At 60.9% G+C, this 24,297-nt stretch carries 22 protein-coding genes; 18 read left to right on the top strand and 4 right to left on the bottom strand.

All coding sequences use genetic code 11. The annotated features are described in order from the left end of the window. The first annotated feature begins 11 nt into the window (after positions 1–11). The 4 genes from AC07E3_RS01800 (at position 12) to AC07E3_RS01785 (ending at position 5,061) form a co-directional block, all read left to right on the top strand. Positions 12–1,118: an outer membrane protein transport protein gene (locus AC07E3_RS01800; protein ID WP_478360121.1), complete on the top strand. Its 1,107-nt coding sequence runs from the start codon at positions 12–14 to the stop codon at positions 1,116–1,118. Positions 1,119–1,371: 253 nt separating this feature from the next. Next, positions 1,372–2,304: a TerC family protein gene (locus AC07E3_RS01795; RefSeq protein WP_336068351.1), complete on the top strand. Its 933-nt coding sequence runs from the start codon at positions 1,372–1,374 to the stop codon at positions 2,302–2,304. A gap of 242 nt (positions 2,305–2,546) precedes the next feature. Further along, positions 2,547–4,271, top strand: coding sequence for a dihydroxy-acid dehydratase (gene ilvD, locus AC07E3_RS01790; RefSeq protein ID WP_336068353.1), 1,725 nt, complete (start codon positions 2,547–2,549; stop codon positions 4,269–4,271). Beyond that, positions 4,258–5,061 (top strand): tetratricopeptide repeat protein, encoded by an 804-nt coding sequence (locus AC07E3_RS01785; protein WP_065815092.1) that lies wholly within the window; start codon positions 4,258–4,260, stop codon positions 5,059–5,061. Before ilvD ends, AC07E3_RS01785 begins: the two co-directional genes overlap by 14 nt. Before the next feature lie 116 nt (positions 5,062–5,177). Here the strand turns inward: AC07E3_RS01785 and AC07E3_RS01780 are convergent, their stop codons facing one another. From AC07E3_RS01780 to AC07E3_RS01770, 3 genes are all read right to left on the bottom strand, one after another. Next, positions 5,178–5,471, bottom strand: a complete 294-nt coding sequence (locus tag AC07E3_RS01780) for a hypothetical protein (RefSeq protein ID WP_336068356.1) — start codon at positions 5,469–5,471, stop codon at positions 5,178–5,180. Positions 5,472–5,536: 65 nt separating this feature from the next. Continuing rightward, complete coding sequence (xth, locus tag AC07E3_RS01775) at positions 5,537–6,328, bottom strand: exodeoxyribonuclease III (RefSeq protein ID WP_336068358.1); 792 nt, start codon at positions 6,326–6,328, stop codon at positions 5,537–5,539. A gap of 106 nt (positions 6,329–6,434) precedes the next feature. Continuing rightward, positions 6,435–7,433 carry a polysaccharide deacetylase family protein gene (locus AC07E3_RS01770; protein ID WP_478360120.1) on the bottom strand — a complete coding sequence of 333 codons (999 nt, stop codon included), beginning with the start codon at positions 7,431–7,433 and terminating at the stop codon, positions 6,435–6,437. 314 nt (positions 7,434–7,747) lie between these two features. On the opposite strand from AC07E3_RS01770, the gene AC07E3_RS01765 reads away from it, so the two are divergent. Continuing rightward, the gene (locus AC07E3_RS01765; RefSeq protein ID WP_336068362.1) at positions 7,748–9,142 is read left to right on the top strand and encodes a uracil-xanthine permease family protein; all 1,395 of its coding nucleotides are present in this window, start codon (positions 7,748–7,750) and stop codon (positions 9,140–9,142) included. 105 nt (positions 9,143–9,247) lie between these two features. Here the strand turns inward: AC07E3_RS01765 and erpA are convergent, their stop codons facing one another. Continuing rightward, positions 9,248–9,598, bottom strand: a complete 351-nt coding sequence (gene erpA, locus AC07E3_RS01760; protein WP_065815095.1) for an iron-sulfur cluster insertion protein ErpA — start codon at positions 9,596–9,598, stop codon at positions 9,248–9,250. Positions 9,599–9,746: 148 nt separating this feature from the next. Here erpA and AC07E3_RS01755 point away from each other — a divergent pair, with 148 nt between their 5' ends. The 13 genes from AC07E3_RS01755 (at position 9,747) to AC07E3_RS01695 (ending at position 24,252) form a co-directional block, all read left to right on the top strand. Beyond that, positions 9,747–10,967 carry a deoxyguanosinetriphosphate triphosphohydrolase gene (locus tag AC07E3_RS01755; protein ID WP_478360119.1) on the top strand — a complete coding sequence of 407 codons (1,221 nt, stop codon included), beginning with the start codon at positions 9,747–9,749 and terminating at the stop codon, positions 10,965–10,967. Positions 10,968–11,027: 60 nt separating this feature from the next. Then, the gene (gene argS / locus AC07E3_RS01750) at positions 11,028–12,785 is read left to right on the top strand and encodes an arginine--tRNA ligase (RefSeq protein ID WP_478360118.1); all 1,758 of its coding nucleotides are present in this window, start codon (positions 11,028–11,030) and stop codon (positions 12,783–12,785) included. A gap of 111 nt (positions 12,786–12,896) precedes the next feature. After that, positions 12,897–15,632, top strand: coding sequence for an SPOR domain-containing protein (locus AC07E3_RS01745; RefSeq protein WP_478360117.1), 2,736 nt, complete (start codon positions 12,897–12,899; stop codon positions 15,630–15,632). Positions 15,633–15,722: 90 nt separating this feature from the next. After that, entirely contained in the window at positions 15,723–16,742 is a 1,020-nt protein-coding gene (nagZ, locus tag AC07E3_RS01740) for a beta-N-acetylhexosaminidase (protein WP_478360116.1), read from the top strand. Positions 16,743–16,803: 61 nt separating this feature from the next. Then, entirely contained in the window at positions 16,804–17,610 is an 807-nt protein-coding gene (locus AC07E3_RS01735; protein ID WP_336068725.1) for a segregation and condensation protein A, read from the top strand. Beyond that, positions 17,603–18,334 carry an SMC-Scp complex subunit ScpB gene (gene scpB, locus AC07E3_RS01730; RefSeq protein ID WP_478360115.1) on the top strand — a complete coding sequence of 244 codons (732 nt, stop codon included), beginning with the start codon at positions 17,603–17,605 and terminating at the stop codon, positions 18,332–18,334. The genes AC07E3_RS01735 and scpB overlap by 8 nt, the downstream gene beginning before the upstream one ends. 53 nt (positions 18,335–18,387) lie before the next feature. Next, entirely contained in the window at positions 18,388–19,506 is a 1,119-nt protein-coding gene (locus tag AC07E3_RS01725) for an ABC transporter ATP-binding protein (protein WP_478360114.1), read from the top strand. A 35-nt stretch (positions 19,507–19,541) separates the two neighbouring features. Beyond that, positions 19,542–19,766 carry a twin-arginine translocase TatA/TatE family subunit gene (locus AC07E3_RS01720; protein WP_007008242.1) on the top strand — a complete coding sequence of 75 codons (225 nt, stop codon included), beginning with the start codon at positions 19,542–19,544 and terminating at the stop codon, positions 19,764–19,766. Between the two features lie 53 nt (positions 19,767–19,819). Next, positions 19,820–20,395 carry a Sec-independent protein translocase protein TatB gene (gene tatB, locus AC07E3_RS01715; protein WP_478360113.1) on the top strand — a complete coding sequence of 192 codons (576 nt, stop codon included), beginning with the start codon at positions 19,820–19,822 and terminating at the stop codon, positions 20,393–20,395. Then, a complete protein-coding gene (tatC, locus tag AC07E3_RS01710; protein WP_478360112.1) occupies positions 20,392–21,225 on the top strand; it encodes a twin-arginine translocase subunit TatC in 834 nt (277 codons plus the stop codon). The genes tatB and tatC overlap by 4 nt, the downstream gene beginning before the upstream one ends. A 66-nt stretch (positions 21,226–21,291) precedes the next feature. Further along, a complete protein-coding gene (serS, locus tag AC07E3_RS01705; protein WP_478360111.1) occupies positions 21,292–22,839 on the top strand; it encodes a serine--tRNA ligase in 1,548 nt (515 codons plus the stop codon). 4 nt (positions 22,840–22,843) lie between these two features. Continuing rightward, the gene (gene surE / locus AC07E3_RS01700; RefSeq protein ID WP_459439737.1) at positions 22,844–23,602 is read left to right on the top strand and encodes a 5'/3'-nucleotidase SurE; all 759 of its coding nucleotides are present in this window, start codon (positions 22,844–22,846) and stop codon (positions 23,600–23,602) included. Further along, entirely contained in the window at positions 23,599–24,252 is a 654-nt protein-coding gene (locus AC07E3_RS01695) for a protein-L-isoaspartate(D-aspartate) O-methyltransferase (RefSeq protein ID WP_223003906.1), read from the top strand. Before surE ends, AC07E3_RS01695 begins: the two co-directional genes overlap by 4 nt. Positions 24,253–24,297 lie beyond the last annotated feature (45 nt).

The raw sequence follows: 24,297 nt of genomic DNA, 5'->3' as shown, positions 1-24,297 counted from the left end.
GAGGGGATCTCATGCGTTTGGTTCGAATTCTTTCGGCTTCGACCGTGTTGGCTGCCGCGATTGGTTCAGCCCAGGCTGGCGGTTTTTCGCGTGGTACAGCGGATACGGATATTCTCTACGAGGACGGCAACTTCAACATGCGCGCCGGCGCGATCATTGTTGTGCCTACGCAGAAGTTTTCCAAGTCAACGAATCCGGCACTCGTTGGCACGGATTATCTCGACACTTATGTGATACCGAGTGGGGCCATCAAGCTGAAGGTGACCGACAACCTGTCATGCGCTGGCACCTATACCGACGTTTACGGTGCAGCATCCAGCTACGCATCCCCGTTTGGTCCGGCGCTCAAGGTTTCTGAGAAATTTACGGTTACCGAGTTTGGTGCGACCTGCGCTGTATTCCTGAACATGGCAAAGGGACGCCTTGCCGTTTTGGGTGGAGCGTTTGTCGAGCGCTTCAACTACGATTTCACGGGCGCAGGTGGCGCTCTTGATATTGACCTGAGCAGCAATGCTGTTGGTTGGCGCGCCGGCCTGGCTTACGAGATTCCGGAAATCGCTTTCCGGACGGAGCTCATGTATCGCTCGGGGACTTCGCATGATGCGTCGGGTGGGGGCACACTCCAGCACCCGCTTTTCGGTCCGGTTCCAGTGACGGCATTTGGCAATGGCGAATTGCCTCAGAGCGTGGAACTGAAAGTTCAGTCGGGCATTGCTCCGGGCTGGCTTGCATTTGGCTCTGTGCGGTGGACGGACTGGTCGGTCAACGAAACGCTGAATTTGAATGTTGTGGGCGTTGGCACCAGTCAGAACCAATATTACTGGCGAGATGGCTGGACAGTGACTGGTGGCGTTGGCCATGCGTTCACGGACAATGTTTCTGGTCTGGTGAGCCTTCAATGGGATCGCGGGGTTTCAACCGGGTACGATTTTCGGACAGACAAATGGCTCTTGGCCGCTGGTGTTAGCGTGAAAGACGCCCTTGGAGGCGAGCTTCGCTTCGGCGGAGCCCTTTCTTATTTGACGAGCGCTGAAGCTACCAAGGGTATCGAAGTTGGCAATGCGGTGGATTCCGGTTGGGCCGGAATTGTTTCAGCCAACTATAAGGTCAAATGGTGATAGCCAGCTTCTCGAGTTCCTGATTTTCTGAAGACCCGGCTCCGGCCGGGTCTTTTCGTTTTTTGGAGCGGGCGCGCCATGCATTTTTGCATGGCCTGTGTATGGGCGGGGCCTGCGCGGACTTGTATTGCTGCGGTTTATACCGCACATAGAGGCAGTCACCCGATCCGGGCCCCTCTGGCAGGCAAGGCGTTGCCTGTGATGTCGGATCGAACGACAACGCGCAAACGCGGCGCAAACCTCGTATCTTCCCATGACAACGCATGACTGGCTGTGGCCCGGTTTTCTGGCCTTCGTGGCTGTGGTTCTCTTTTTCGATCTTTTTGTCCTGCACCGGCGCGACCACGTCATCACGACGCGCGAAGCCATGAAAACCGTTGCAGGCTACGTGGCTCTCGCCATGGTTTTTGCCATGGGCGTGTTCTACTTCGGCGGCAAGGATCGTGGCGCGGAATTCCTGACCGGCTATCTGATCGAGCAGGCGCTTTCGCTGGACAACATCTTTGTCATCGCCCTGATCTTCACCTACTTCAAGGTGCCGTCCGAGGCGCAGTACCGTGTGCTTTTCTATGGCATTCTGGGGGCGATCGTCATGCGTCTCTCGCTGATCGTGCCGGGCGTGAAGCTGGTCGATCAGTTCATGATCATCGGCATGGCGCTGGGCGCGCTTCTCGTTTTCTCCGGCTTCAAGATGATGACATCGGACGAGGAGATGGTGGACCCCGGGGAAAGCCGCATCGTGAAACTTCTGATGCGCACCGGGCGTGTGACGGAGGAATATCACGGCTCGCGTTTTCTCACCCGGCGCAACGGCGTTCTCTTCATGACGCCGCTATTTGTCGTTCTGGTCACGGTGGAGTTCACGGACCTGATCTTCGCCGTCGATTCCATTCCTGCCGTTCTGGCGATCTCCAACGACCCCTTCATCGTCTTTTCTTCCAACGTGTTTGCGGTCATGGGGCTGCGTGCGATGTTCTTTGTGCTGTCCGGCATGATGCGCACCTTCAAACACCTGAAGACCGGTCTGTCGCTGGTGCTGATCTTTATCGGCCTGAAAATGCTGGTCGCCCACTGGATCAAGATTCCCTCGCCGCTGGCCCTCTCGGTTACGGTGCTCCTTATCGGCGGTTCGATCGTCGCTTCCATCATCGCGCGCAGGCGCGAGGAACAAGCGGCGCGGTCGTGAACCTGCGACCCCGGGCAGGGCGCTTTGGGCGCCCTGTTCTCTCCTGCTGACGTCCCCTGACTCTTGTGCACAGGTCTCTGTGCTCATTTGGCAACAGTTTCTCAATAAGCATTCGGTTAAGACAGGGGCGGGACGAAACGCCAATTTCCCGCCATAAACCCGGCGCATCGAAAAAACTCGATGGCGCACGGGACACAACCGACTGTTCAGGAGAAGTGCCGCGCGCTGCGGCTGGGGTAATTATGGACGCAAAAGCAATTTCGAAAGACAAACTTCCAAGCCGATACGTCACGGTGGGCCCGGCAAGGGCACCGCATCGCTCGTATCTCTACGCCATGGGGCTTTCGGAAGAAGAGATCGCGCAGCCGCTCGTGGGTGTTGCAACCTGCTGGAACGAGGCTGCGCCCTGCAACATTTCGCTGATGCGTCAGGCGCAGGTGGTCAAGAAGGGCGTCGCGGCGGCCCACGGCACGCCGCGCGAGTTCACCACCATCACGGTGACAGACGGCATTGCCATGGGGCACCAGGGCATGAAATCGTCGCTCGTGTCGCGTGACGTCATTGCTGATTCCGTCGAGCTCACCATGCGCGGCCATTGCTACGATGCGCTGGTTGGCCTGGCAGGCTGCGACAAGTCGCTCCCCGGCATGATGATGGCGATGGTGCGCCTCAATGTGCCGTCCGTCTTTATCTATGGCGGTTCGATCCTGCCCGGTACCTATCGCGGCCGGCAGATCACGGTTCAGGATGTGTTCGAGGCCGTCGGCCAGCATTCCGTGGGCACGATCTCCGACGAAGACCTGACCGAGATCGAGCAGGCGGCGTGCCCGTCGGCCGGCTCCTGCGGCGCGCAGTTCACCGCCAACACAATGGCAACGGTTGCCGAGGCGATTGGCCTGGCGCTGCCCTATTCCTGCGGCGCGCCGGCTCCTTACGAGATGCGTGACCGGTTCAACTACGCATCGGGCGAGAAGGTGATGGAGCTCATCGCCAAGCAGATCCGGCCGCGTGACATCGTGACCCTCAAGGCGCTGGAAAACGCAGCCGCGGTCGTGGCGGCCTCGGGCGGCTCGACCAACGCGGCGCTGCACCTGCCGGCCATCGCCCATGAGGCGGGTATTGAGTTCACCCTGTTCGACGTGGCGGAGATCTTCAAGAAGACCCCGTATATCGCCGATCTGAAGCCGGGCGGCAAATATGTCGCCAAGGACATGTTCGAGGCCGGCGGAATTCCGTTGCTGATGAAGACGCTGCTGGAACACGGATATCTGCACGGCGACTGCATGACCGTGACTGGCCGCACAATTGCCGAAAACATGGAGCATGTTCCATGGAATGAAGATCAGGATGTGGTTCGCCCGGCCAACAATCCGATCACCAAGACCGGCGGTGTGGTTGGCCTAAAGGGCAATCTGGCTCCCGAAGGGGCGATTGTGAAGGTCGCCGGCATGAAGAACCTGACGTTTTCGGGTCCGGCGCGCTGCTTCGATTCCGAGGAGGAGTGTTTCGCAGCCGTTCAGGAGCGGAAGTACAAGGAAGGCGAAGTGCTGGTCATTCGCTACGAAGGTCCGAAAGGTGGACCGGGTATGCGCGAGATGCTCGCGACCACGGCAGCGCTCTACGGTCAGGGCATGGGTGACAAGGTTGCGCTCATCACCGATGGACGCTTCTCGGGTGCGACCCGCGGGTTCTGCATTGGCCATGTGGGGCCGGAAGCCGCTGCCTGCGGGCCGATCGGGCTCCTGAAGGACGGCGATGTGATTTCGATTGACGCCGAAGCCGGCACGATCGACGTGGCGCTCAGCGAAGAAGAACTCGCAGAGCGGGCCAAGGAATGGAAACCGCGCGAGACGGATTATCAGTCCGGCGCGATCTGGAAATACGCTCAGACGGTTGGACCGGCGCGCGATGGCGCGGTGACCCATCCCGGGGCAAAGAAAGAAACGCACTGTTATGCGGATATTTGAAGCAGGGAAAGCAGCTGTTCTTGCCGGTCTGGTAGCGTCCTCCGTGGCGCTGCCGGACACCGCTTACGCGCTGGACGAGAACGCTGTCATTCAGGAGCAGGAGAAACGCAGCCCCTGGGCTGTGTTTCGCTTCGCTTTCTCTGCTTACAAACGGGGCGACAAGGAAGAGGCCCTTGAAGCCTACCGCTATGCTGCGGAGAACGGGCAGGTCGGCGCGCGCTGGAAGCTCGCACGCATGTATGCCGAAGGCGACGGTGTTGCCCGCAACGACCGCGAGGCGTTTAAATTCTTCTCAGCGGTGGCGCAGCAGGACGTGCGGCCCGGCAGCCCGGACGAGACCTATGTTTCGGACGCGCTTGTGGCGCTCGGCAAATATCTGAAAACGGGCATTCCAGACAGCCCGATCCGCGCCAATCCTCTGGCCGCACAGGAGCATTTCATGCGTGCGGCGGCGACATATCGCAATCCAGAGGCTCAGTATCAGGTCGGCCGGATGTTTCTGGACGGGGAGGGCGTGGCCCAGAGCGTGCAGCAGGCTGCGCGCTGGTTCCAGCTTGCCGCCGAGAAGGGACATGCCGGGGCCCAGGCCATGCTTGGACACATCCTGTTCGAAAGTGGCCGCGTGGTGAAAGGGCTGGCGATGATGACGGCGGCACTTGACCGGGCCGCGCCGAACGATGTCGGCTGGATCCGGGCCATGCAGGAACAGGCTTTCGCTCTGGCCGGGGAATCGGACCGGCGCACGGCAATCGCACTGGCGCATGATCTGCGCGAAAACGGTTTCGACTGATCGGACGGATGGCGGGCAGTTAGAGCGCTTCCACATTTCCTCGAATTACAAAGGCGCTCTATCTTATTGATGTTGGGCAATTCCGGACGGAAAACCGGTTCCCACTTTTCCTGACCCTAGTCCCCGCCAAACAGGGCGCCATAATGCGCCACCGTCATCGGGCTTTCTCTTTCCAGATGCTTCGACGTCTGGAGGCAGGCCTGATCGAGAATCTTCCAGGACGAATTGTTGAGAACCATCTCGCACCGTGCCAGACGCGGCCCGTCAGGAAGTGCGAGGCAGGTTGTTTCTCCCTGACGAAAAGCCGATCCATTGGCACGGCACTGGCATTCGGCCGCGGAGGAGCCCGCGACCGGTAGGGAAAGCGCGACCGCCAATGCGGCGATCCCAACGTGCCGTAACATGGTCATAACGCGATCATGTTAGCACAGGCTGCGGTTTGCGACCATTGCCTGAGAGCAATGCGGCCTGGCTTTCAGGCGGGGCGCAATTTCAGGTCAAGAACGACGGGGACGTGATCAGACGGCTTTTCCCAGCCGCGCGTGTGCTTTTCGACCGCAACGGACCCCAGATGGTCGGCCGCTTCCGGCGACAGCATGAGGTGATCGATGCGGATGCCGTTGTTCTTCTGCCAGGCGCCGGCCTGATAATCCCAGAAGGTATAGACTCCGTCGTCCTGATTGACAGCGCGCAACGCATCGGTGAAGCCCAGAGCACCCAGACGTCGAAAGGCCTGGCGGCTTTCCGGGCGAAAGAGGGCGTCGCCCACCCATGCGTCGGGGTTTTTCGCGTCTTCCGGCTCGGGGATGACGTTATAGTCGCCGGCCAGAACCAGCGGTTCTTCAAGCTTGAGCCGTTCGGCACTCCACTTTTCAAGCCGTTCCATCCAGCCGAGCTTGTAGGGGAATTTTTCGCTGTCGACAGGATTGCCGTTCGGTAGATAGAGCGAGACGACCCGAAGCGCGCCCCTGTCGGTGGAGAATACGCCTTCGATGAAGCGGGCCTGCTCGTCACCTTCGTCGCCCGGCAGGCCGCGATTGACCTCGTCGAAGCGTAGTTTCGAGAGGAGCGCCACACCGTTGAAGCCTTTCTGGCCGTGGGTCTCCACATGGTAGCCGAGCGCTTCGATCGGCTCGCGCGGAAAGAGCTCGTCCACGGATTTGATCTCCTGCAGGCAGGCAATGTCCGGGCTGGACTCCTCGAGCCAGTGCAGGAGGTTGTCGATGCGCGCCTTGACGCCGTTGATGTTCCAGGTAGCGATCTTCATGGGGCCCTTCCACAACTCAACTCTTTCTTAGGTGGGTCGGGAATGCGCCGCAACCGCCTTGTGCAGGATACTGACAGGTCGTGCCGTGCGATGGTCCGTTTCGGAATCAGCGCCGCCGCAGCCGAAACGGCAGGCCGGACAAGAGTGCGCGCACATAGCGTTTGCGCTGGTAGAAACCGTTCAACGATACGCGGGGGAGTGCTGTCTGAGCGTCGCGGGATGCCTGCGAAAGGAGGCCGGGATCCGTGGTGACGGCAGCGGCAAAGCCGGCTTCCCTTGCAGCGGCGATCTCGCGCGCACCGACGGCGGACGGGTAGCCATAGGGATAGGCGAAGGTCGCTGGAGCGGCGCCCACATAGTCTCGCACCTTCCCGGCTGAGTGTATCATCTCGTGTTGCAGGCGTTGCGGACTTACCTTGCGCAGGTTTGCGTGTGTGAGTGTGTGTGCGCCAAAGCTGGCGAGGGGATCCTCAGCAAGTTCGGCAAGCGCGCCGGCATCCATTGTAAGGCGCTCGGTGATGGCCAGCGCGTCTATGCCATGGGCCCGGGCCAGTGCGTCGAGCCGGGCGACCGCCGCGTCTTCGTCTTCTGCATCGCTTACAGCGTTCGACAGCCGGTCGAACAGGCCGACCCTGTCGGCGCGGCCTTCGAGCTGGACGCGCTCATCGGCACCCCAGGGCGAAAGGTCGACACTGGTCGTTTTCATGACCAGTTCCTGCGCCGTCTTCCACCAGATTGACCTGGAGCGCTCAACAAAGCCGGATGTGAGGAAGATCGTATAGGGAACGGCCTGACGCCGGAAAACAGGGGCGGCGAAGCGCGCATTGTCCCGATAGCCGTCGTCCAGTGTGAAGCACACGTAACGACGCGTGTCCGCAGGGTCGGAAAGTCGCTCTGGAAGCTCTTCGAGTGCGATCGGTATCAGCCCCTCTTCGCGGGCGACCCGGATGGCCTCCTCGAGGAAGGCCGGCGTTATGCTCAACCAGGCATTGGGAACCCAGCTGGCCGTGCTTTCAGGATCGACGTGATGCAGAGCGAAAATGACACCGCGTTGCGCATCGGCCAATGGCAGGCCGGTCCGCAGGGCGAGGGCCGTTCCCTCCAAACCAGCGCGTATCAGCTCGTATCGGGCGGACCTCTTTAGAGCCTGAAGTGAAAGCATGAGGGGTTCGGTGTCTTTCGATCAGAGTGGGCATGTTGCTCGTATCGGCTGCCAGGTCTTGCAGCGGTGCCGAAACAGGGATGATCCAAGCAGAAAATGTTGAAGAATTTCCTTCGGTAGATTCCTTGGTGTTTCGTGCAACTGGTGTTTGAAATCTGGCTGTCTTTCAAAAAAATATAGATAGAAGCGCCCGCGTTTGTGTCCGATGCTTCGCCAAAAAGATTTCAGGGCTTCTGAAGCACAACCGGGGAACAAGAATGACACAGACAACGATGACCGGCGGCGATGAGCTGTCGCGCGCAGACTTGAGCAATCCCGACTATACGCCGCCGCTGTTGCAGGCAGTGCCGCTTGGCATCCAGCACGTACTTGCGATGTTCGTTTCCAATGTGACACCGGCGATCATCGTGGCGGGGGCTGCCGGTTTCGGGTTTGGCTCCAACTCGCCGGATTTTCCCAACCTCATCTACATGATCCAGATGTCGATGCTGTTTGCCGGCATCGCGACCCTCTTCCAGACGATCGGCATGGGGCCGGTGGGCGGACGCCTTCCTATTGTTCAGGGCACCAGCTTCGCGTTTCTGCCGGTGATGATCCCGATTGTCGCGGGGCAGGGCGTGGCCGCCATGGGAGCGCTGATGGGCGGTGTCGTCATTGGCGGTATCTTCCACTTCTTTCTCGGCAGTTTCGTGGGACGCCTGCGTTTTGCGCTACCGCCTCTGGTGACGGGATTGATCGTGCTGATGATCGGCCTGTCGCTCATTCGGGTGGGAATCCAGTATTCCGCGGGCGGTGTCCCACTGATCGGAAAGCCGGAATATGGCACTCTGCAAAACTGGAGCGTGGCGCTGGTCGTGGTGGTCGTCACGCTGCTCCTCAAATTCTTCGCTCGCGGCATGTGGTCGATCGCGGCGGTGCTGCTCGGCCTTATCGCGGGCTATGTCGTGGCGCTCGCCATGGGGATGGTGAGCTTCTCCAATGTGGGCAATGCATCGTGGGTGGCGGTTCCGGTGCCGTTCAAATGGGGCTTCGAGCTCGCCGCCCCGGCCATTATCGGCATGTGTTTCATGGCCGTCATCTCGGCTATCGAGACGGTCGGGGATGTTTCCGGAATCACCAAGGGCGGCGCGGGCCGCGAGGCGACAGAGAAAGAAATCTCCGGGGCAACCTATGCGGACGGGCTGGGAACGGCCATTGCGGGTATTTTCGGCGGTCTGCCAAACACCTCGTTCAGCCAGAATGTCGGCCTGATTTCCATGACCGGCGTGATGAGCCGGCATGTGGTGACCTATGGTGCGATCTTCCTGATCCTGTGCGGGCTTATCCCGAAGGTGGGCGCGCTGATCTCGACGGTGCCGATCATGGTGCTCGGCGGAGGCGTGATCGTGATGTTCGGCATGGTGGCGGCAGCCGGCATCAACATGCTGGCGGATGTGCACTGGAACCGGCGAAACATGGTGATCTTTGCCGTTTCGCTGTCAGTCGGGCTGGGACTGCAGCTTGAACCGGGAGCCCTCCAGCATCTGCCGAAGACGGCGCAGATCCTCATGACCTCCGGTCTACTGCCTGCAGCCTTTCTGGCGATCGTTCTGAACCTGATCCTGCCGCAGGAGGCCGGGGCAGAGCGCGCAGGGGTAGAGGGCAATGACTGAGCGGATGCCGAGGAACAAATGGGCCTGGTGAGGGCAGTCGACTGAACATGCGAAAAAAGCGTCGCGTGGATAGCACGCGGCGTTTTTTTCTGAAGCCGGAGAAGATCAGATCGAGAAACTGGTTCCGCAGCCGCAGGAGGCGACGGCGTTTGGATTCCTGATCTGGAAGGACTGACCGATCAGATCGTCGACAAAGTCGATGACCGAGCCGCCCATATAGACAAGCGACAGGTCGTCGATCAGGACGGTCGCTCCGTCCCGTTCGATGGCGTGGTCGTCGTCATTGCGCTGATCGGTCAGATCGAAAGCATAGGAGAAGCCAGAGCATCCACCCCCTTCCACGGAGACGCGCAGGGCGATCTTGCCCGGTTCGTCCCTAAGGATGGTCGTGATGCGCTTCGCCGCAGCCTCGGTGAGTTCAACGCTCTTCATTTCCGTTCCCGCGTCCATGCCCATAATGGTTGTCCTGACGGTCACCTTGCGTTCGTGTTCATAGAATAGGTATGAAGCCGCAGGCGGCAAGTCAACCTGAGCGATGCGGTCGGGTTTCGGACGAGGGCAATGGCGAGCCGGAAACGGTTCGTCCGACAGGGTGTTGCGAGCAATGGACAGTGAACAGGGGTTGCAGAATATCGGTTTCGGCTATCGCCCGCGTGCCGTTTACGCAACGGACCCGGCAGCATCGCGCGGACGGCTCGTCGCGGAGCCGGAAAGCCCGACGCGCACGCCATTCCAGCGCGACCGGGACCGCATAATCCATTCGACAGCGTTTCGCCGTCTGAAGCACAAGACGCAGGTCTTCATCGCCCATGAAGGCGATCATTATCGCACACGACTGACTCATTCGATTGAAGTCGCCCAGATTGCGCGCGCCCTGGCCCGGGCGCTTTGCTGCGACGAGGATCTGGCGGAGGCCATCGCACTCGTGCATGATTTCGGCCACACCCCGTTCGGGCATACGGGGGAAGATGCGCTCGACGAGCGCATGGCGCGCTGGGGCGGTTTCGACCACAATGCGCAGTCGCTGCGGATCGTGACCGAGCTTGAAAGCCGCTATGCGGAATTCGACGGTCTGAACCTTTCGTGGGAGACACTGGAAGGGCTGGTCAAGCACAATGGGCCGCTGACGAATGCCGAGGGTGAGGGGCTTGATGGTCCTGTGCCGCAGCCCATTCTCGACTATGTGGCGCGTCACGATCTGGAGCTGGCCCGCTTCGCCGGTATCGAAGCGCAGTGCGCGGCGATTGCCGATGACATCGCCTATAACGCGCATGACATTGACGATGGCCTGCGCTCGGGGCTGCTGACGCTTGAAATGCTGGAAGAGGTGGGGCTGCCCGGAGCGATCCTGGCGGAGGTGGGGCGCCGCTATCCCGACCTTGACCAGGTGCGTCGTGGACACGAGCTGATGCGGCGCCAGATCACGGCCATGGTGGAGGATGTGATCGTTGCTTCGCGGGAGCGGCTCAAGGCCCTGCAGCCTGCCAGTGCCGATGCGATCCATGATGCGGGCTGCACAATCGTTGCGTTTTCACAGCGCATGGCCGCCGATGAGAAGGAGCTGAAGCGTTTTCTTTATGCCAATCTTTATCGCCACGAAGCTGTGGTTGCCGTCAGGGCTCACGCCGACCGGATCGTGAAGGATCTTTTCGATGCCTATTTCGCCAGTCCGCGCGAGATGCCTGAGGGATGGCGGGAAGGCCTGGAAGCGGTGGACGATGCGGAGAAGGCAAGGCTGGTGGCCGATTTCCTCTCGGGCATGACCGACACATATGCAGTGAAGGAACACCGGCGCCTGTTTGACCAGACTCCTGAATTAAGCTAGTGCCAACCGCAATTCCGCCGGAGGGCGGATGATAAAGATTCATTTTTCAGGACATCGTCCATGAACATTTTCGCCGATTTCACAAATCGGGTCGCCAAGACCATTGAAGCTTTAGACCTGCGTTCCAGCAGTGGCGAGGCGCTCGACCTTTCGCGTGTGGCCGTGGAACCGCCGCGGGATGCAAGTCATGGCGATGTGGCGACCAATGCGGCCATGGTGCTGGCAAAGACCGTCGGTGAAAACCCGCGTGCGCTTGGCGAAAAGATTGCCAGGGCATTCGAGGCCGATCCTGATGTGGCGGCGGCCACCGTGGCCGGTCCGGGCTTTGTGAACCTGAAACTCAGCGACGGCTTCTGGCAGGCGCGGCTTGGCGAAATGCTGGATCTCGGCACCGATTACGGCCGCTCGCAGATGGGCGGGGGCGAGAAGGTGAATGTAGAGTATGTTTCGGCCAACCCGACCGGGCCGATGCATGTGGGCCATTGCCGGGGCGCGGTGGTGGGCGACGCGCTCGCCAATCTCCTTGCCTTCGCGGGTTATGACGTGGCGCGCGAATATTACATCAACGATGCGGGCGTGCAGATCGACGTGCTTGGTCAGTCGGTGATGCTGCGTTACCGCGAGGCCCTTGGCGAGAAGATCGACGAAATTCCCGCAGGGCTTTATCCGGGGGACTATCTGAAGCCGCTTGGCCGGACGCTCGCCGAGGAATTCGGTACGAAACTTCTGGAGATGCCGGCCACCGAGGCGCTGACCATCGTCAAGGACAGGGCTGTCGAAAGCATGATGGCGATGATCCGCGACGACCTTGCCGCGCTCAACATTCGCCATGACGTGTTTTTCTCTGAACGTTCGCTGCATGAGGGCAACGGCGGAATGATCAGGTCGGCGATCAACGACCTGACCATGAAGGGACATGTCTACAAGGGCAAGCTGCCGCCGCCGAAGGGGCAGAAGCCCGAAGACTGGGAAGATCGCGAGCAGACGCTGTTCCGGTCCACCGAAGTGGGTGATGACATCGATCGTCCGCTGATGAAATCGGATGGCAGCTTCACCTATTTCGCGGCTGACGTGGCCTATATGAAGGACAAACTGGACCGGGGCTTTGAGCATCTGATCTATGTGCTTGGGGCCGACCATAGCGGCTATGTCAAACGGCTGCAGGCCGTAGCGCGTGCGCTGGCCGAGGACAGGGTCGATCTGACTGTGCTTCTGTGCCAGCTCGTGAAGCTGTTCCGTGGTGGTGAGCCCGTGCGCATGTCCAAGCGGGCAGGGGAGTTCGTCACGCTTCGGGAGGCGGTGGACGAGGTGGGGCGTGATCCGATCCGCTTCATGATGCTTTATCGCAAGAATGACGCCTCGCTCGATTTCGACTTTGAGAAAGTGACAGAACAGTCCAAGGACAATCCGGTCTTCTACGTTCAGTATGCGTCGGCGCGCAGTCATTCGGCGTTTCGCCAGGCGGGCGAGCAGCTCGGCGTCACCGGTTTCAGCCGCGCAGAGATGAAAGCGCAGCTTGGCAAACTCACCGACGAAGGCGAAATGGCTCTCGTGCGCAAGCTGGCAGAGTATCCGCGACTGGTTGAAAGTGCTGCCCAGGCAATGGAGCCGCACAGGCTTGCATTTTACCTTTATGACCTGGCCAGCCTGTTCCACGCCCAGTGGAACAGAGGTAGCGAGACAGCTGACTTACGTTTTGTTAAGGTTAACGATCCAGAATTGACCTATGCCAGACTGGGTCTGGTGCAGGCAGTTCGAGATGTGTTGACATCCGGACTTGCGTTGATCGGGGCGGAGGCGCCTTCTGAGATGCGCTGACCCCATCCCGTAAGGGGTGCGGTAGTCTGTCACCTTTTGCCCACATTGCGCTGGTACCCGACAATTGTACGACGTCGCGGGCGTCTACCGAGTGTGAGTGCGGAAAAAAGCATGGCAGATCATAGCTCGAACCAACGCGCGGACAGCGCCGTTTTTTCTGAGGACGACCCTTTTGCGGAACTGACCCGCATCATGGGGCACGATCCACGGCGCGCCGAGGTGTCTGGCAGTGAAACCGAGCAGGAGGGCGATGATCTCGCACTTGAGCTCGAAAACGAACTGCTGGGCGATCTGGCGGAGTTTTCCGACGAGGTTCACGAAGAAATGGGAGCCCAGAACGACTGGGAGCCCCGGCAATCGAGCGACTGGCGTTTCGATGTCCAACCGGCTGCCGGTAAGGCGGTGCCGGCGCATGACGAGCCTTCGGTCGATATGGCTGCGGACATGGCCGATGAACTCGATGAAAGCTTCGCCTCCAGTTTCGAAAGCGAGATGCGCCTGGAACCGGCTGAAGAGGTCTCATCCGTTTCTGACCCGCAGCAGGTGGATCATCGATCTTCCGGGCCTGAACAGGGTCTTGAGGACGATGATTTCGAGCAGCATTTTTCAGAGTTTGAGCTCGATGCAAGCGAGCCTTCCGCTCCTGCCAGCGTCGTAGAACAGCCCCGCGAAGAGCCGATTGAAGAGCCGGCAGACAGTAGTGATCTGGAGTTTGGCGAGCAGGATTTCGCGCAGCTCGACAACGATCTTGAAGCTTCGCTCGCTGTCGAGGATTGGTTCAGTCCCGACGATGCAAGCGAAGATAAGGTGGATGAGTCTGCGAACCCCGAGGCCTTCCATGCACATCAGTTCGATCATTTGGAGGCCGATGGGGCTGAAGCGGAAAGTGCCGCAGGCGATGAGCCGGCCGTCTTCGATGCTATCGAAACTGCTGGACAGCCCGACATGCGGATGGATGTCGGTTCGGCTCCAGAAAATGCCGTAAGCGCCGATCCGTTCCTTTCCCCCCAGGCGTTTGCCTCCTCAATAGCGCAGGGAGCAGAGCGTGCGAGTGCCGTCGACGGCGATGTTGCACGCGAAGAGCACGACTTTACCGCAAGCCTGGAAGAGCAGCTTTCTGCGCAGGCTTTCGGCGAGCAGGAAGTGGTCGAGCCCACCCTCCAGCCGCGGACGGATGAGAGCGAGCCGGTCGATTCTGCCTGGGCAGTGTCCGAGGTCGCCGATCGGGAGACACACGAGCCTTCCAGTGAAGATCCGGTTGACGCATCCCTGTCTGCGCCGTTCTGGCTGCAGCCCGAAGAGCGCTCTGCGACGGGCGTTTCGTCTGGTGAGCCATCCGTGCCACACATCGATACGGTGGACGTGCCGGGCAATGAACGGGTGCAGGTGGAAGATGCCGCCCATATCCCGGAGTTTCTGAGCGAGCCAGAGCGCGCGCCGGAGGCCGAAGCCGACGATCTGGAGCGAGCCTTGGCGCGCGCTTTCGGCGACAGTGAGAGCCTGCCCGATACAGGGCCGGCAGATGGCGACGAGGAGCCGCGTCCGGCAATGCTCGATGATGCCTATGCAGCCGCTGCCCTGCAGCCGGGTGAGCCCGCACGCGAGGATGACGATTTCGGCTTCGAGACGGCCTTTGCGGACAGTTTTCCCGAGCCGGATACGTTTGCCGAGCAGGATGAAGCGGGAGCGGTCGACAAGAGAAATGCCGACGCTGCCGACGCGTTCGTGGTTTCGGACATGGCATCCTGGGATGACCCCTCCGAGGGCTTCGAGGGTGGGGCCGATGCCGCCGCTCCGGCGATGGCGGTCAGCCCTGCCGCGCGACCGGGCCTGTTCAGGAACCGCCGTAACCTGGCAATGGCGGGCGCATTCGGTGGCATTGCGGTCCTCGCACTTGTCGGACTTTTCGCATTTGGCGGTGGCGGTGAGGACAATTCGGCGCCGGTTGTGGTCCGTGCCTATGACGAACCGATCAAGGTGAAGCCCGACAACCCCGGCGGACAGCAGGTGCCCAACCAGGACAATCAGGTCTATCAGCGGGTTTCCGGTGCTGAGGCGGGTGACAACCCGGTGCAGGAACGGCTTGTTTCAACGGCGGAGGAGCCGGTCGACGTGCCTCAGGCGGCGCTTAAGTCTGAAGAGCGTCTGGTGCCGGGCGCGGACGATTCCGTGACTCCGACCAGCGAGCCGGTGACAGCAATGACGCCGCGACGCGTCCGCACCATGGTGGTGCGGCCAGACGGCACGATCGTTCCTCGCGAGCCGGAAGCTCCGGCACAGGATGCAGAAGTTGCGGCCGGCACGGGCAGCGACGCTCTGCCGGTTCAGGAGAGCCCGGCGGCCAATGCGCAGCCGCAGGCGAACCTGGAAACCACGCCCGATGCACGCCTGGCGGCGACCGATCAGGCGGGCGACGCAACAGGTGATACGGATGCTGTGGCGACAAATGTTCCGGCTACGGCGCCTGTTCCCACATCACGGCCCGCAGCGCCGCCGGCGCAGCCCCAGCAGCCTGTAGCCGAAAGAACGCAGCCCGCCCAGGTGGCGGCCGCTCCGAGCCAGCCGGCACAACCTGTCGCGCAGGCACCGGTAACCTCGGGTACGGACGGCTGGTCGGTGCAGATTTCCTCGCAGCCAACGGTGGAAGCCGCGCAAAAGTCTTATCAGGACATGGCGCGACGCTATGGCGGCCTACTGACCGGAAAGGGTGTGAACATCGTCAAGGCCGACATCGCTGGGAAGGGCACGTATTACCGTGTGCGTATTCCCTCGGCTTCGAAGGATGATGCGATCCGTCTGTGTTCGCAGCTCAAATCCGCTGGAGGAAGCTGCTTCGTTTCGAAATAAGGCCCAGAAAAAATGCGCAAAAACCGCCGCCATCGTGCGGCGGTTTTTTGTATTCTTTTCCAGATTCGCGTGCCCGGCTATCCTGATGACATGAGCGAATCAAAATCCATGATCCTCGGAGCGACGGGGAAAGAACTGACGGCGGATGAAATCGCCTTCTATCGTGATGAGCGGCCGTGGGGCTTTATCCTGTTTGCGCGCAATGTCGGCGAGCCCGCACAGTTGAGCGACCTCGTCGCGTCCATGCGCGACAGTGTCGGCAGGCCGGATGCGCCGGTTTTCATCGATCAGGAAGGGGGCAGGGTGCAGCGCATCCGCCCGCCCATGGCAGGCAGCTATCCGACGGCCTCCGAACTCGGCCGCATTTACGCGAAAAGCCCGGAAGCGGGACTGCGCGCGGCCTGGCTGATGTCGCGCCTGCATGCGATGGACCTCAGACGCTATGGGATCACGGCGGACTGCCTGCCGGTGCTCGACGTCCCCATTGCAGGGGCGCATGACGTGATTGGCGATCGCGCCTATGCGCATGATCCGCAGACGGTGATTGCACTTGGACGCGCTGCGAGCGAGGGGCTGATGGCGGGCGGTGTTCTGCCGGTGATGAAGCACATGCCGGGCCATGGGCGCGCCTTCTCCGACAGCCATAAGGCGCTTCCCGAGGTGACGGCTCCGCTGGATGCTCTGCGCGCGCATGATTTCGTGCCGTTCAAGGCGCTGGCGGACCTGCCGATGGCTATGACCGCGCATATTGTCTTCCATGCGGTTGATCCCGAGCGTCCGGCAACGACATCCAGGAAGGTGGTGTGTGACATCATCCGAGGCGAGATTGGCTTCGACGGGCTCCTGATGAGCGATGACGTGTCGATGCACGCACTTTCTGGGGATTTCTCTGAACGGGCGGAAGCAATCCTTGCGGCGGGCTGCGATCTCGTCCTTCACTGTCATGGCATTATGCCGGAAATGCAGGCTGTCGCCGAAAAGGCGCCTGAATTGTCGGGCAAGAGCCTGGAGCGGGCCAATCGTGCAATGGCTTGTCTCAATCCGGGAGACGATACGGAAGAATTGGCCGCACGCGCGGAATTCGAGGAGTGCTTCGCGGCGGTCGCCTGACGATAAGGGTCAATGACGCTTGGCGCAGAACGCTGAAAAGACTGCCGTCAAACCGGCACCCATGGACAAGCTGTGGGACGATCAGGCAAAGGAGCATGGTGTCTCCGAGCCTGCGCTGACGGTTGACGTCGACGGTTTTGAAGGTCCGCTCGACCTGCTTCTGCATCTGGCACGCACGCAGAAGGTAGATCTTGCACGCATTTCCGTTCTCGCCCTTGTCGAGCAGTACATCGCCTTCATCGAGAAGGTGCGCAAGATGCGGCTGGAACTGGCGGCCGATTATCTGGTCATGGCGGCCTGGCTCGCCTATCTGAAATCACGCCTGCTGATCCCCAAGAAACCTGAGGATGAAGAGCCGACCGGCGAGGAAATGGCAGCGCTCCTGCAGTTCCGGCTGAAGCGGCTCGAGGCGATGCGCGATGCGGCGGCGCGGCTCGTCAACCGCAACCGGCTGGGCCGTGACGTGTTTGCCCGTGGCATGCCCGAACCGGTGATCGTGCAGAGGGAAAGCGCTTTTACCGCGTCCCTTTACGACCTGCTGACCGCCTATGCGTCGCAGCGTCAACGGCGCGCGGTGACGAATGTGCGCATCGCCCAGCGGGGCGTCTGGTCGCTCAAGCAGGCACGCGAGATCCTGGTGCGGATGATCGGTGACTTCGGCGACTGGACGGCGCTCGATCATTTTCTGATCCGCTATATGACGAGTGCCGAGGAACGGGCGACCGCCACTGCAAGCGCGTTCGCCGCCTCTCTAGAATTGGTGCGGGAAGGGGCCCTTGAAATACGGCAGCAGGAGCCTTTCGCGCCCCTCTATATGCGCACGGGCAAGAAGGCCCCGGCCAGCCTGTTTGAGAATGCCGATGACTGACAGCAGCAATGTGGTTCCGTTTGCCGCCAGTGAGGGCGAGCAGGAGGCTGAGGCACGCGAGGTGCGCTCGCCGCACCTGCTCGAGGCCAAGCGCATGGTGGAGGCGATCATTTTCGCCAGCGCGGAGCCGGTGCCCGAGAGGATTCTGGCTGAGCGTCTACCGGATGGGACGGACGTCACCGAAGCACTGAAGGAATTGCAGGGCGATTATGAAAAGCGCGGGGTGAACCTCGTTCGTGTCGAAAACTGCTGGGCCTTTCGGACGGCGAGCGACCTCTCGTTCCTCTTGAACCGGAATGCTGTCCAGCAGCGCAAATTGTCGCGTGCCGCGCTCGAGATGCTGGCGGTGATTGCCTATCACCAGCCCGTAACACGCGCCGAGATTGAAGAGATTCGCGGTGTCGAAACGTCCAAGGGTACACTCGACATTCTGCTCGAGACGGGCTGGGTCAAGATGCGCGGCCGCCGCCGTACACCGGGACGCCCGGTAACCTATGGAACCAGCACGGAATTTCTGGATCACTTTGGGCTGACGGAACTGCGCGATCTGCCGGGTGTCGATGAGTTGAAGGGGGCCGGGCTGCTTTCCGCCAGAATGCCGGCCAATTTCTCGGTGCCGCAGCCAATGAGTGATCCGGACGAACTCACAGAAGATGAAGATCCGCTGACGGATATCGACCTGGAAGAACTTGGTCTGTTGACACCGCTCGCTGAGGATGATTGACGGAAGTCCTGCGGGACAGGGGCCGCCTGCGATCCATCCAGGGATACCGGTGCATGGACATTAAGAAGCAAAGTTCGGCGCGTGGAACGGCCGGCGTGAGCTTCGCGGCACGTCTTTCTTTCCAGAATATCAGCCATTCCTATGCTTCGGGAGCGCAGACGCTCAGGGACGTGTCGCTCTGCGCGGAGCCTGGTGAGGTGCTTTGCCTTCTTGGGCCTTCGGGTTCCGGCAAGACGACGCTGCTCCGGATTGCCGCCGGCATTGAGGCGCAGCGCTCCGGCCAGGTGTTTTTAAATGAGCGGGAGATTGCCGGGCCTGATGTTTTTCTCCCGCCGGAGAAACGCTCCATCGGGCTGGTGTTTCAGGATTTTGCGCTGTTTCCGCATCTGACGATTCTCGACAATGTGCGCTTTGGACTGACCGCGCTTTCGGGTGAGGAAGCACGCAGGGAAGCGATGATCGCGCTGGAGCGGGTCGGGCTGGAGGGGTACGCCAATGCCTATCCGCATGTTTTGTCCGGCGGTGAGCAGCAGCGTGTCGCACTGGCACGCGCTTTGGCGCCGCGCCCCGTCGTACTCCTGATGGATGAACCATTCTCGGGGCTCGACTCGCGCCTGAAGGACAGTGTGCGCGCCGAAACACTGGCCATTCTGCGACAAAGCCGGGCCACTGCAGTGGTGGTGACACATGACGCCGAAGAAGCGATGCGCATGGGCGACCGGATTGCCCTCCTCAAGGGGGGAGAACTTGTGCAGGTGGGAACCGCCGAAGAGCTCTACCACCGGCCAGCGGATCTCTTCGTTGCCGGTTTCTTTTCGGAGATCAACGAGTTTGACGGGCAGGTGCACGCCGGCAGCGTGGAAACGCCTCTGGGGCGGTTTCCGGCTGGCGGGCTGGAGGAAGGGGCCGATGCGACGGTGGCCGTGCGTCTTTCCGGTTTTCAGGTGGATCAGGAGCGCGGTTCTGTACCGGCGCGCATTGTTTCACGCCGCTTCCTCGGTGTGGTGGAATTTCTTGAGCTTGCGATACCGGGAGCCGACCGGCATGTGCGGGCGCGCGTGCGCTGCGGGCAGTTGCGGCCGGGCGTGCGGGACATATGGCTGAACGTAATCGAGAGCGATGTTCTCGTATTCGCGAGACAATCGTTTGAAACATCGCGCGAAAGCGCATAAATCAAATCAATGGCAATTGGTGAAAGAGACTGATCATGGGTTCCTTTTCAATCTGGCACTGGCTTATCGTGCTCGTCGTGGTGCTGCTTCTTTTCGGACGCGGCAAAATCCCCGAGCTGATGGGCGACATGGCCAAGGGCATCAAAAGCTTCAAGAAGGGCATGTCCGACGATGATGAGGACACGACCAAGACGGTCGAACATCAGGCCGATGAACCGGTGAAGGACGCGAGCAAGCCGAGCAAGAAGAAGTCCGGCTGATTCGCTGCGTTTCGCGCGGCGATTCCACTTCCCGCTATCCGTTCCGGTGACCTATGTTTGATCTTGGCTGGCCCGAAATCATGGTGATCGCCATCGTCCTGATCGTCGTGGTCGGGCCGAAGGACCTGCCGCGCATGTTGCGCACTTTTGGGCGTACGACGTCCAAACTGCGCACCATGGCGGGCGATTTCCGCAAGCAGTTCGATGAAGCGCTGCAGGAGGCCGAGCTTGACGACGTCAAATCCCTCGTGGACGACGCGCGCAAGCTCGATCCGCGCAACGAGATCAAGAAACATCTCAACCCGATCGAGAAGGTGGGGCAGGAGATCCGGTCCGGTCTCGATGCGGCGATGAAACCGCAGGCGGCGAAATCGGGCGCGCCGGCGTCAAAGGAACCGCATGCGGCGGAACCGGCCAAGGCAGGCGCAACCCGCATGCCGGGTGAGGCGAAACCCAAGGCCACGGCCAAGCCCCGCACGGCGACGAAAACGGCAGCAAAGCCGAGGGCGACCAAAGCAGCGGCAACGAAACCCGCGACGACAGCCAAGCCAAAAGCGGCCAGCAAGACGAAAACGGCGGGTGCGGCGAAGCGTGCTCCGACGAAGAAGACCAGCGGGGCCAAGCCGTGAACGCCGAAAGAGACGACGAGATCGATCAGTCTTCCGCGCCGCTGATCGACCACCTGATCGAGCTCCGCTCGCGCCTGATGTGGGCGCTTGCCGGGTTTTTCGTGGCGTTCCTGGTCTGCTTCTTCTTTGCCAAGCAGATTTTCAATCTGCTGGTTATCCCGTTTCAGTGGGCAACCCAGTGGGCGGGTTTAGACGCGGACAAGGTGGACCTGATCTACACCGCGCCGCAGGAATTTTTCTTCACCCAGATCAAGCTTGCCATGTTTGGCGGTCTGGTGCTCGCCTTCCCGGTGATCGCCATGCAGGTCTACAAATTTGTGGCGCCTGGCCTCTACCGCAATGAGCGCCGGGCCTTCATGCCGTTCCTGATCGCTTCGCCTATTCTGTTCCTGATCGGTGCAGCGCTTGTCTACTTCTTCTTCACGCCGATGGTGATGTGGTTCTTCCTGTCGATGCAGCAGGTGGGGCCGGACAACACTGTGCAGATCTCGCTCCTGCCCAAGGTCTCCGAGTATCTCGGGCTGATCATGACGCTGATCCTCTCCTTCGGGCTGGTGTTCCAGCTTCCCGTGGTGACGACGCTGATGGCGCGGGTGGGACTGCTGACATCAGCGGGGCTCGCCGACAAGCGCAAATATGCGATCGTGGCGGCCTTTGTGGCAGCGGCGATCCTGACGCCGCCCGATCCGGTGAGCCAGATCGGTCTTGCGCTTCCGACCATCCTTCTCTACGAAATTGCCATCTGGGCCGCCCGTATGGTCGAGCGCCAGCGCGAGAAGGAAAAGACCGCGCAGGACGAGACCGACGAAGCGGACCAGCCGACCGCCTAGATTTGCAGGCTTTCCTGTCGCGTTCGAGGCGGTTCACCGCAATCTCTCCGCGATTGGAAATCTGACATGCTCGACATCAAATGGATTCGCGAGAACCCGCAGGCGCTGGACGAAGCGCTGAAGAAGCGCGGCGCGGACCCTGAAAGCGCAAAACTTCTTGCGCTGGACGAAGCGCGCCGCCAGCACCTGACAAAGCTGCAGGAAGCGCAGGAGCGCCGCAATGCCGCTTCCAAGGAAATCGGCAAGGCGATGGCCTCCGGCGACAAGGAGCTTGCCGAGAAGCTGAAGGCCGAGGTGTCGGAGCTGAAGAGTTTTGTGCAGGATGGCGAAGCCGAGGAGCGACGCCATGACGCCGCGCTGAACGACGCGCTGGCGCGCATTCCCAATGTTCCGCTCGACGATGTGCCGGTTGGCGCTGACGAGAACGACAATGTGGAAGTGCGCAAACATGGCGAGCCGAAGCGCGCCAACTGGGCCAGGGAGCATTTCGAGATCGGCGAGGCGCTCGGCCAGATGGATTTCGAGCGCGCGGCGAAGCTTTCGGGCGCGCGCTTCACGGTGCTTTCCGGGCAGCTTGCCCGTCTGGAGCGTGCGCTTGGGCAGTTCATGCTCGACCTGCACACGCAGGAGCATGGCTATACGGAAGTGCAACCGCCGCTTCTCGTGCGCGACGATGCGATGTTTGGCACTGGGCAGTTGCCGAAGTTTACCGAAGATCTTTTCAGACTACACGGGAAACTGGATGAAATTAGAAACGCCGCGGACCAGAAACGAGCTGAACTAAGAGCATTCTCTGAGGGAGTGGAAAATTCTCACGAACTTGTCATGCAGGTGTTTGATAAACTCTCTGATCTGAAGGATTTTCTCCCAATTGAGATTGTGAATGAAACCTTCCAACATGTTGTTAGGGAGTTTCAGAATGAGAAACTGTCTAAACACAAAGAGGAAGCTGCAGCGCTTCAGAACAGGTATGAGCAACTGTCTAGAGAGGCCGCAAGCGATCACTGGTTGATCCCCACCGCCGAAGTCTCGCTCACCAATCTGGTGCGCGAGGAAATTCTCGATGGCGAAAAGCTGCCGCTGCGCTTTACCGCGCTGACGCCGTGCTTCCGTTCGGAAGCGGGTTCTGCGGGACGCGATACGCGCGGCATGCTGCGCCAGCATCAGTTCTATAAGGTGGAGCTCGTCTCGATCACCGATGCGGAAAGCGCGATTGACGAGCATGAGCGCATGACGGCCTGTGCCGAAACCGTGTTGAAGAAGCTCGATCTTCCGTTCCGCACCATGGCGCTGTGCACCGGCGACATGGGCTTTGGCGCACGCAAGACCTACGATCTGGAAGTGTGGCTTCCAGGGCAGAACGCCTATCGTGAGATCTCGTCCTGCTCGGTCTGCGGCGATTTTCAGGGGCGGCGCATGAATGCGCGCTACCGGGTTGCAGGCGAGAAGCAGACGCGCTTCGTGCACACGCTCAACGGCTCGGGAACGGCGGTCGGGCGGGCTCTGATCGCGGTTCTGGAGAATTACCAGAACGAGAATGGCAGTGTCACGATACCGTCAGCGCTGAAACCCTATATGGGCGGCCTGGAGAAAATCGAAGCATTAGAGGACTGAGACTTTGCGCATTCTGTTGACCAATGACGATGGCATTCACGCGGAAGGACTGGCGACGCTGGAGCGGATCGCCCGCACGCTGAGCGACGATGTCTGGGTCGTGGCTCCGGAGACCGACCAGTCGGGATTTGCCCATTCGCTGTCATTGTCGGAGCCGCTCAGGATGCGCAAGATCGACGACCGGCATTTTGCCCTGCGGGGCACGCCCACGGATTGCGTGATCATGGGCGTGCGGCACGTGATGGACACACCGCCGGACCTGATCCTTTCTGGCGTCAACAATGGCACCAACATTGCCGACGACGTTACCTATTCGGGGACTGTTGCCGGTGCGATGGAAGGAACGCTTCTGGGTATTCCTTCCTTTGCGCTGAGCCAGGCTTACGACTTTACGGACGAGAGCCGCTACATCCCCTTTGCGACGGCAGAGGCCCTTGCGCCGCCCATCCTCAGGAAGCTTATCGAGCGGCCCATGCCCGAGGGGGTGCTGGTCAACATCAACTTCCCCAATTGCGCGCCGGAAGAGGCCAAGGGCACTCTGGTGACGGCACAGGGCAAGATGGTGCATGGGCTCAATGTGGAGGAACGCCGCGACGGGCGAAACTATCCGTATTACTGGCTGCGTTTCGGGCGCAAGCAGGCCGACATCCGCCAGGGCAGCGACCAGGCGGCGGTCCGCGACGGTTATGTTTCGGTCACGCCGCTGCATCTTGACCTGACGGCGCACGAGGTGCGCGACCAGCTGGCCAAGGCACTGGCATGAACGAGCCGGGGCAGGAGCGCGAGAGCTTTGCCGCCTTCATGCTGCGCATGCGCGCGAGCGGGGTCGGCGGCAAGGAGCTTTTCGCTGCGATGGAGGCGACGCCGCGCGGCAGCTTCCTGCCTTCGGAATGGCACGCGCTCGCCTGGTCGGACCGCATGGTGCCGATTGCCTGCGGCGAGGCCATGGAGGGCTGCGACCTGCAGGCGCAGGTGATCGATGCACTGGCGCTTTCATCCGGGCTTCGGGTTCTCGAAATCGGCACGGGCTCCGGGTTTACCGCCGCCGTGATGGGGCGACTGGCGGGGAGGGTGCTCACTCTCGACCGCTACCGGACGCTGGTGGCGGAGGCGCAAATGCGCTGGGAACAGCTGGGCATCACCAATGTGGTTGCCCGCCATGCCGACGGCATGGACGGGGCTGCCGGCGACGGGCCGTTCGACCGAATCGTTTCCTGGGCCGCATTCGACGAATTGCCGCGGCGTTTTGTAGACCAGCTCTCGACAGGCGGTATCATGATCGCGCCGATCGGCCCTGGAAACGATATTCAGACGATTGCGAAGCTGGAGAAGGTTGGCAGTCGTTTCGAGCGCACAGACCTTGCAGATGTGCGTCTTCAACCGCTGGTCAAGGGAGCTGCGGAAGCGATCTGACTGTGTGGCTCTTTGCGCTTACCTGCAATTTCCGCGCGCGGCTTA

This window comes from Nitratireductor lacus (assembly GCF_056431025.1).
This window is presented reverse-complemented; position numbering and strand designations above follow the sequence as displayed.

What these genes read in the sequence shown, in the direction of transcription:
- AC07E3_RS01800 (WP_478360121.1), top strand. Translation starts at nt 12, where the DNA reads ATGCGTTTGGTTCGAATTCTTTCGGCTTCGACCGTGTTGGCTGCCGCG.
- AC07E3_RS01795 (WP_336068351.1), top strand. Translation starts at nt 1,372, where the DNA reads ATGACAACGCATGACTGGCTGTGGCCCGGTTTTCTGGCCTTCGTGGCT.
- ilvD (WP_336068353.1), top strand. Translation starts at nt 2,547, where the DNA reads ATGGACGCAAAAGCAATTTCGAAAGACAAACTTCCAAGCCGATACGTC.
- AC07E3_RS01785 (WP_065815092.1), top strand. Translation starts at nt 4,258, where the DNA reads ATGCGGATATTTGAAGCAGGGAAAGCAGCTGTTCTTGCCGGTCTGGTA.
- AC07E3_RS01780 (WP_336068356.1), bottom strand. Translation starts at nt 5,471, where the DNA reads ATGACCATGTTACGGCACGTTGGGATCGCCGCATTGGCGGTCGCGCTT.
- xth (WP_336068358.1), bottom strand. Translation starts at nt 6,328, where the DNA reads ATGAAGATCGCTACCTGGAACATCAACGGCGTCAAGGCGCGCATCGAC.
- AC07E3_RS01765 (WP_336068362.1), top strand. Translation starts at nt 7,748, where the DNA reads ATGACACAGACAACGATGACCGGCGGCGATGAGCTGTCGCGCGCAGAC.
- erpA (WP_065815095.1), bottom strand. Translation starts at nt 9,598, where the DNA reads ATGGGCATGGACGCGGGAACGGAAATGAAGAGCGTTGAACTCACCGAG.
- AC07E3_RS01755 (WP_478360119.1), top strand. Translation starts at nt 9,747, where the DNA reads ATGGACAGTGAACAGGGGTTGCAGAATATCGGTTTCGGCTATCGCCCG.
- argS (WP_478360118.1), top strand. Translation starts at nt 11,028, where the DNA reads ATGAACATTTTCGCCGATTTCACAAATCGGGTCGCCAAGACCATTGAA.
- AC07E3_RS01745 (WP_478360117.1), top strand. Translation starts at nt 12,897, where the DNA reads ATGGCAGATCATAGCTCGAACCAACGCGCGGACAGCGCCGTTTTTTCT.
- nagZ (WP_478360116.1), top strand. Translation starts at nt 15,723, where the DNA reads ATGAGCGAATCAAAATCCATGATCCTCGGAGCGACGGGGAAAGAACTG.
- AC07E3_RS01735 (WP_336068725.1), top strand. Translation starts at nt 16,804, where the DNA reads ATGGACAAGCTGTGGGACGATCAGGCAAAGGAGCATGGTGTCTCCGAG.
- scpB (WP_478360115.1), top strand. Translation starts at nt 17,603, where the DNA reads ATGACTGACAGCAGCAATGTGGTTCCGTTTGCCGCCAGTGAGGGCGAG.
- AC07E3_RS01725 (WP_478360114.1), top strand. Translation starts at nt 18,388, where the DNA reads ATGGACATTAAGAAGCAAAGTTCGGCGCGTGGAACGGCCGGCGTGAGC.
- AC07E3_RS01720 (WP_007008242.1), top strand. Translation starts at nt 19,542, where the DNA reads ATGGGTTCCTTTTCAATCTGGCACTGGCTTATCGTGCTCGTCGTGGTG.
- tatB (WP_478360113.1), top strand. Translation starts at nt 19,820, where the DNA reads ATGTTTGATCTTGGCTGGCCCGAAATCATGGTGATCGCCATCGTCCTG.
- serS (WP_478360111.1), top strand. Translation starts at nt 21,292, where the DNA reads ATGCTCGACATCAAATGGATTCGCGAGAACCCGCAGGCGCTGGACGAA.
- AC07E3_RS01695 (WP_223003906.1), top strand. Translation starts at nt 23,599, where the DNA reads ATGAACGAGCCGGGGCAGGAGCGCGAGAGCTTTGCCGCCTTCATGCTG.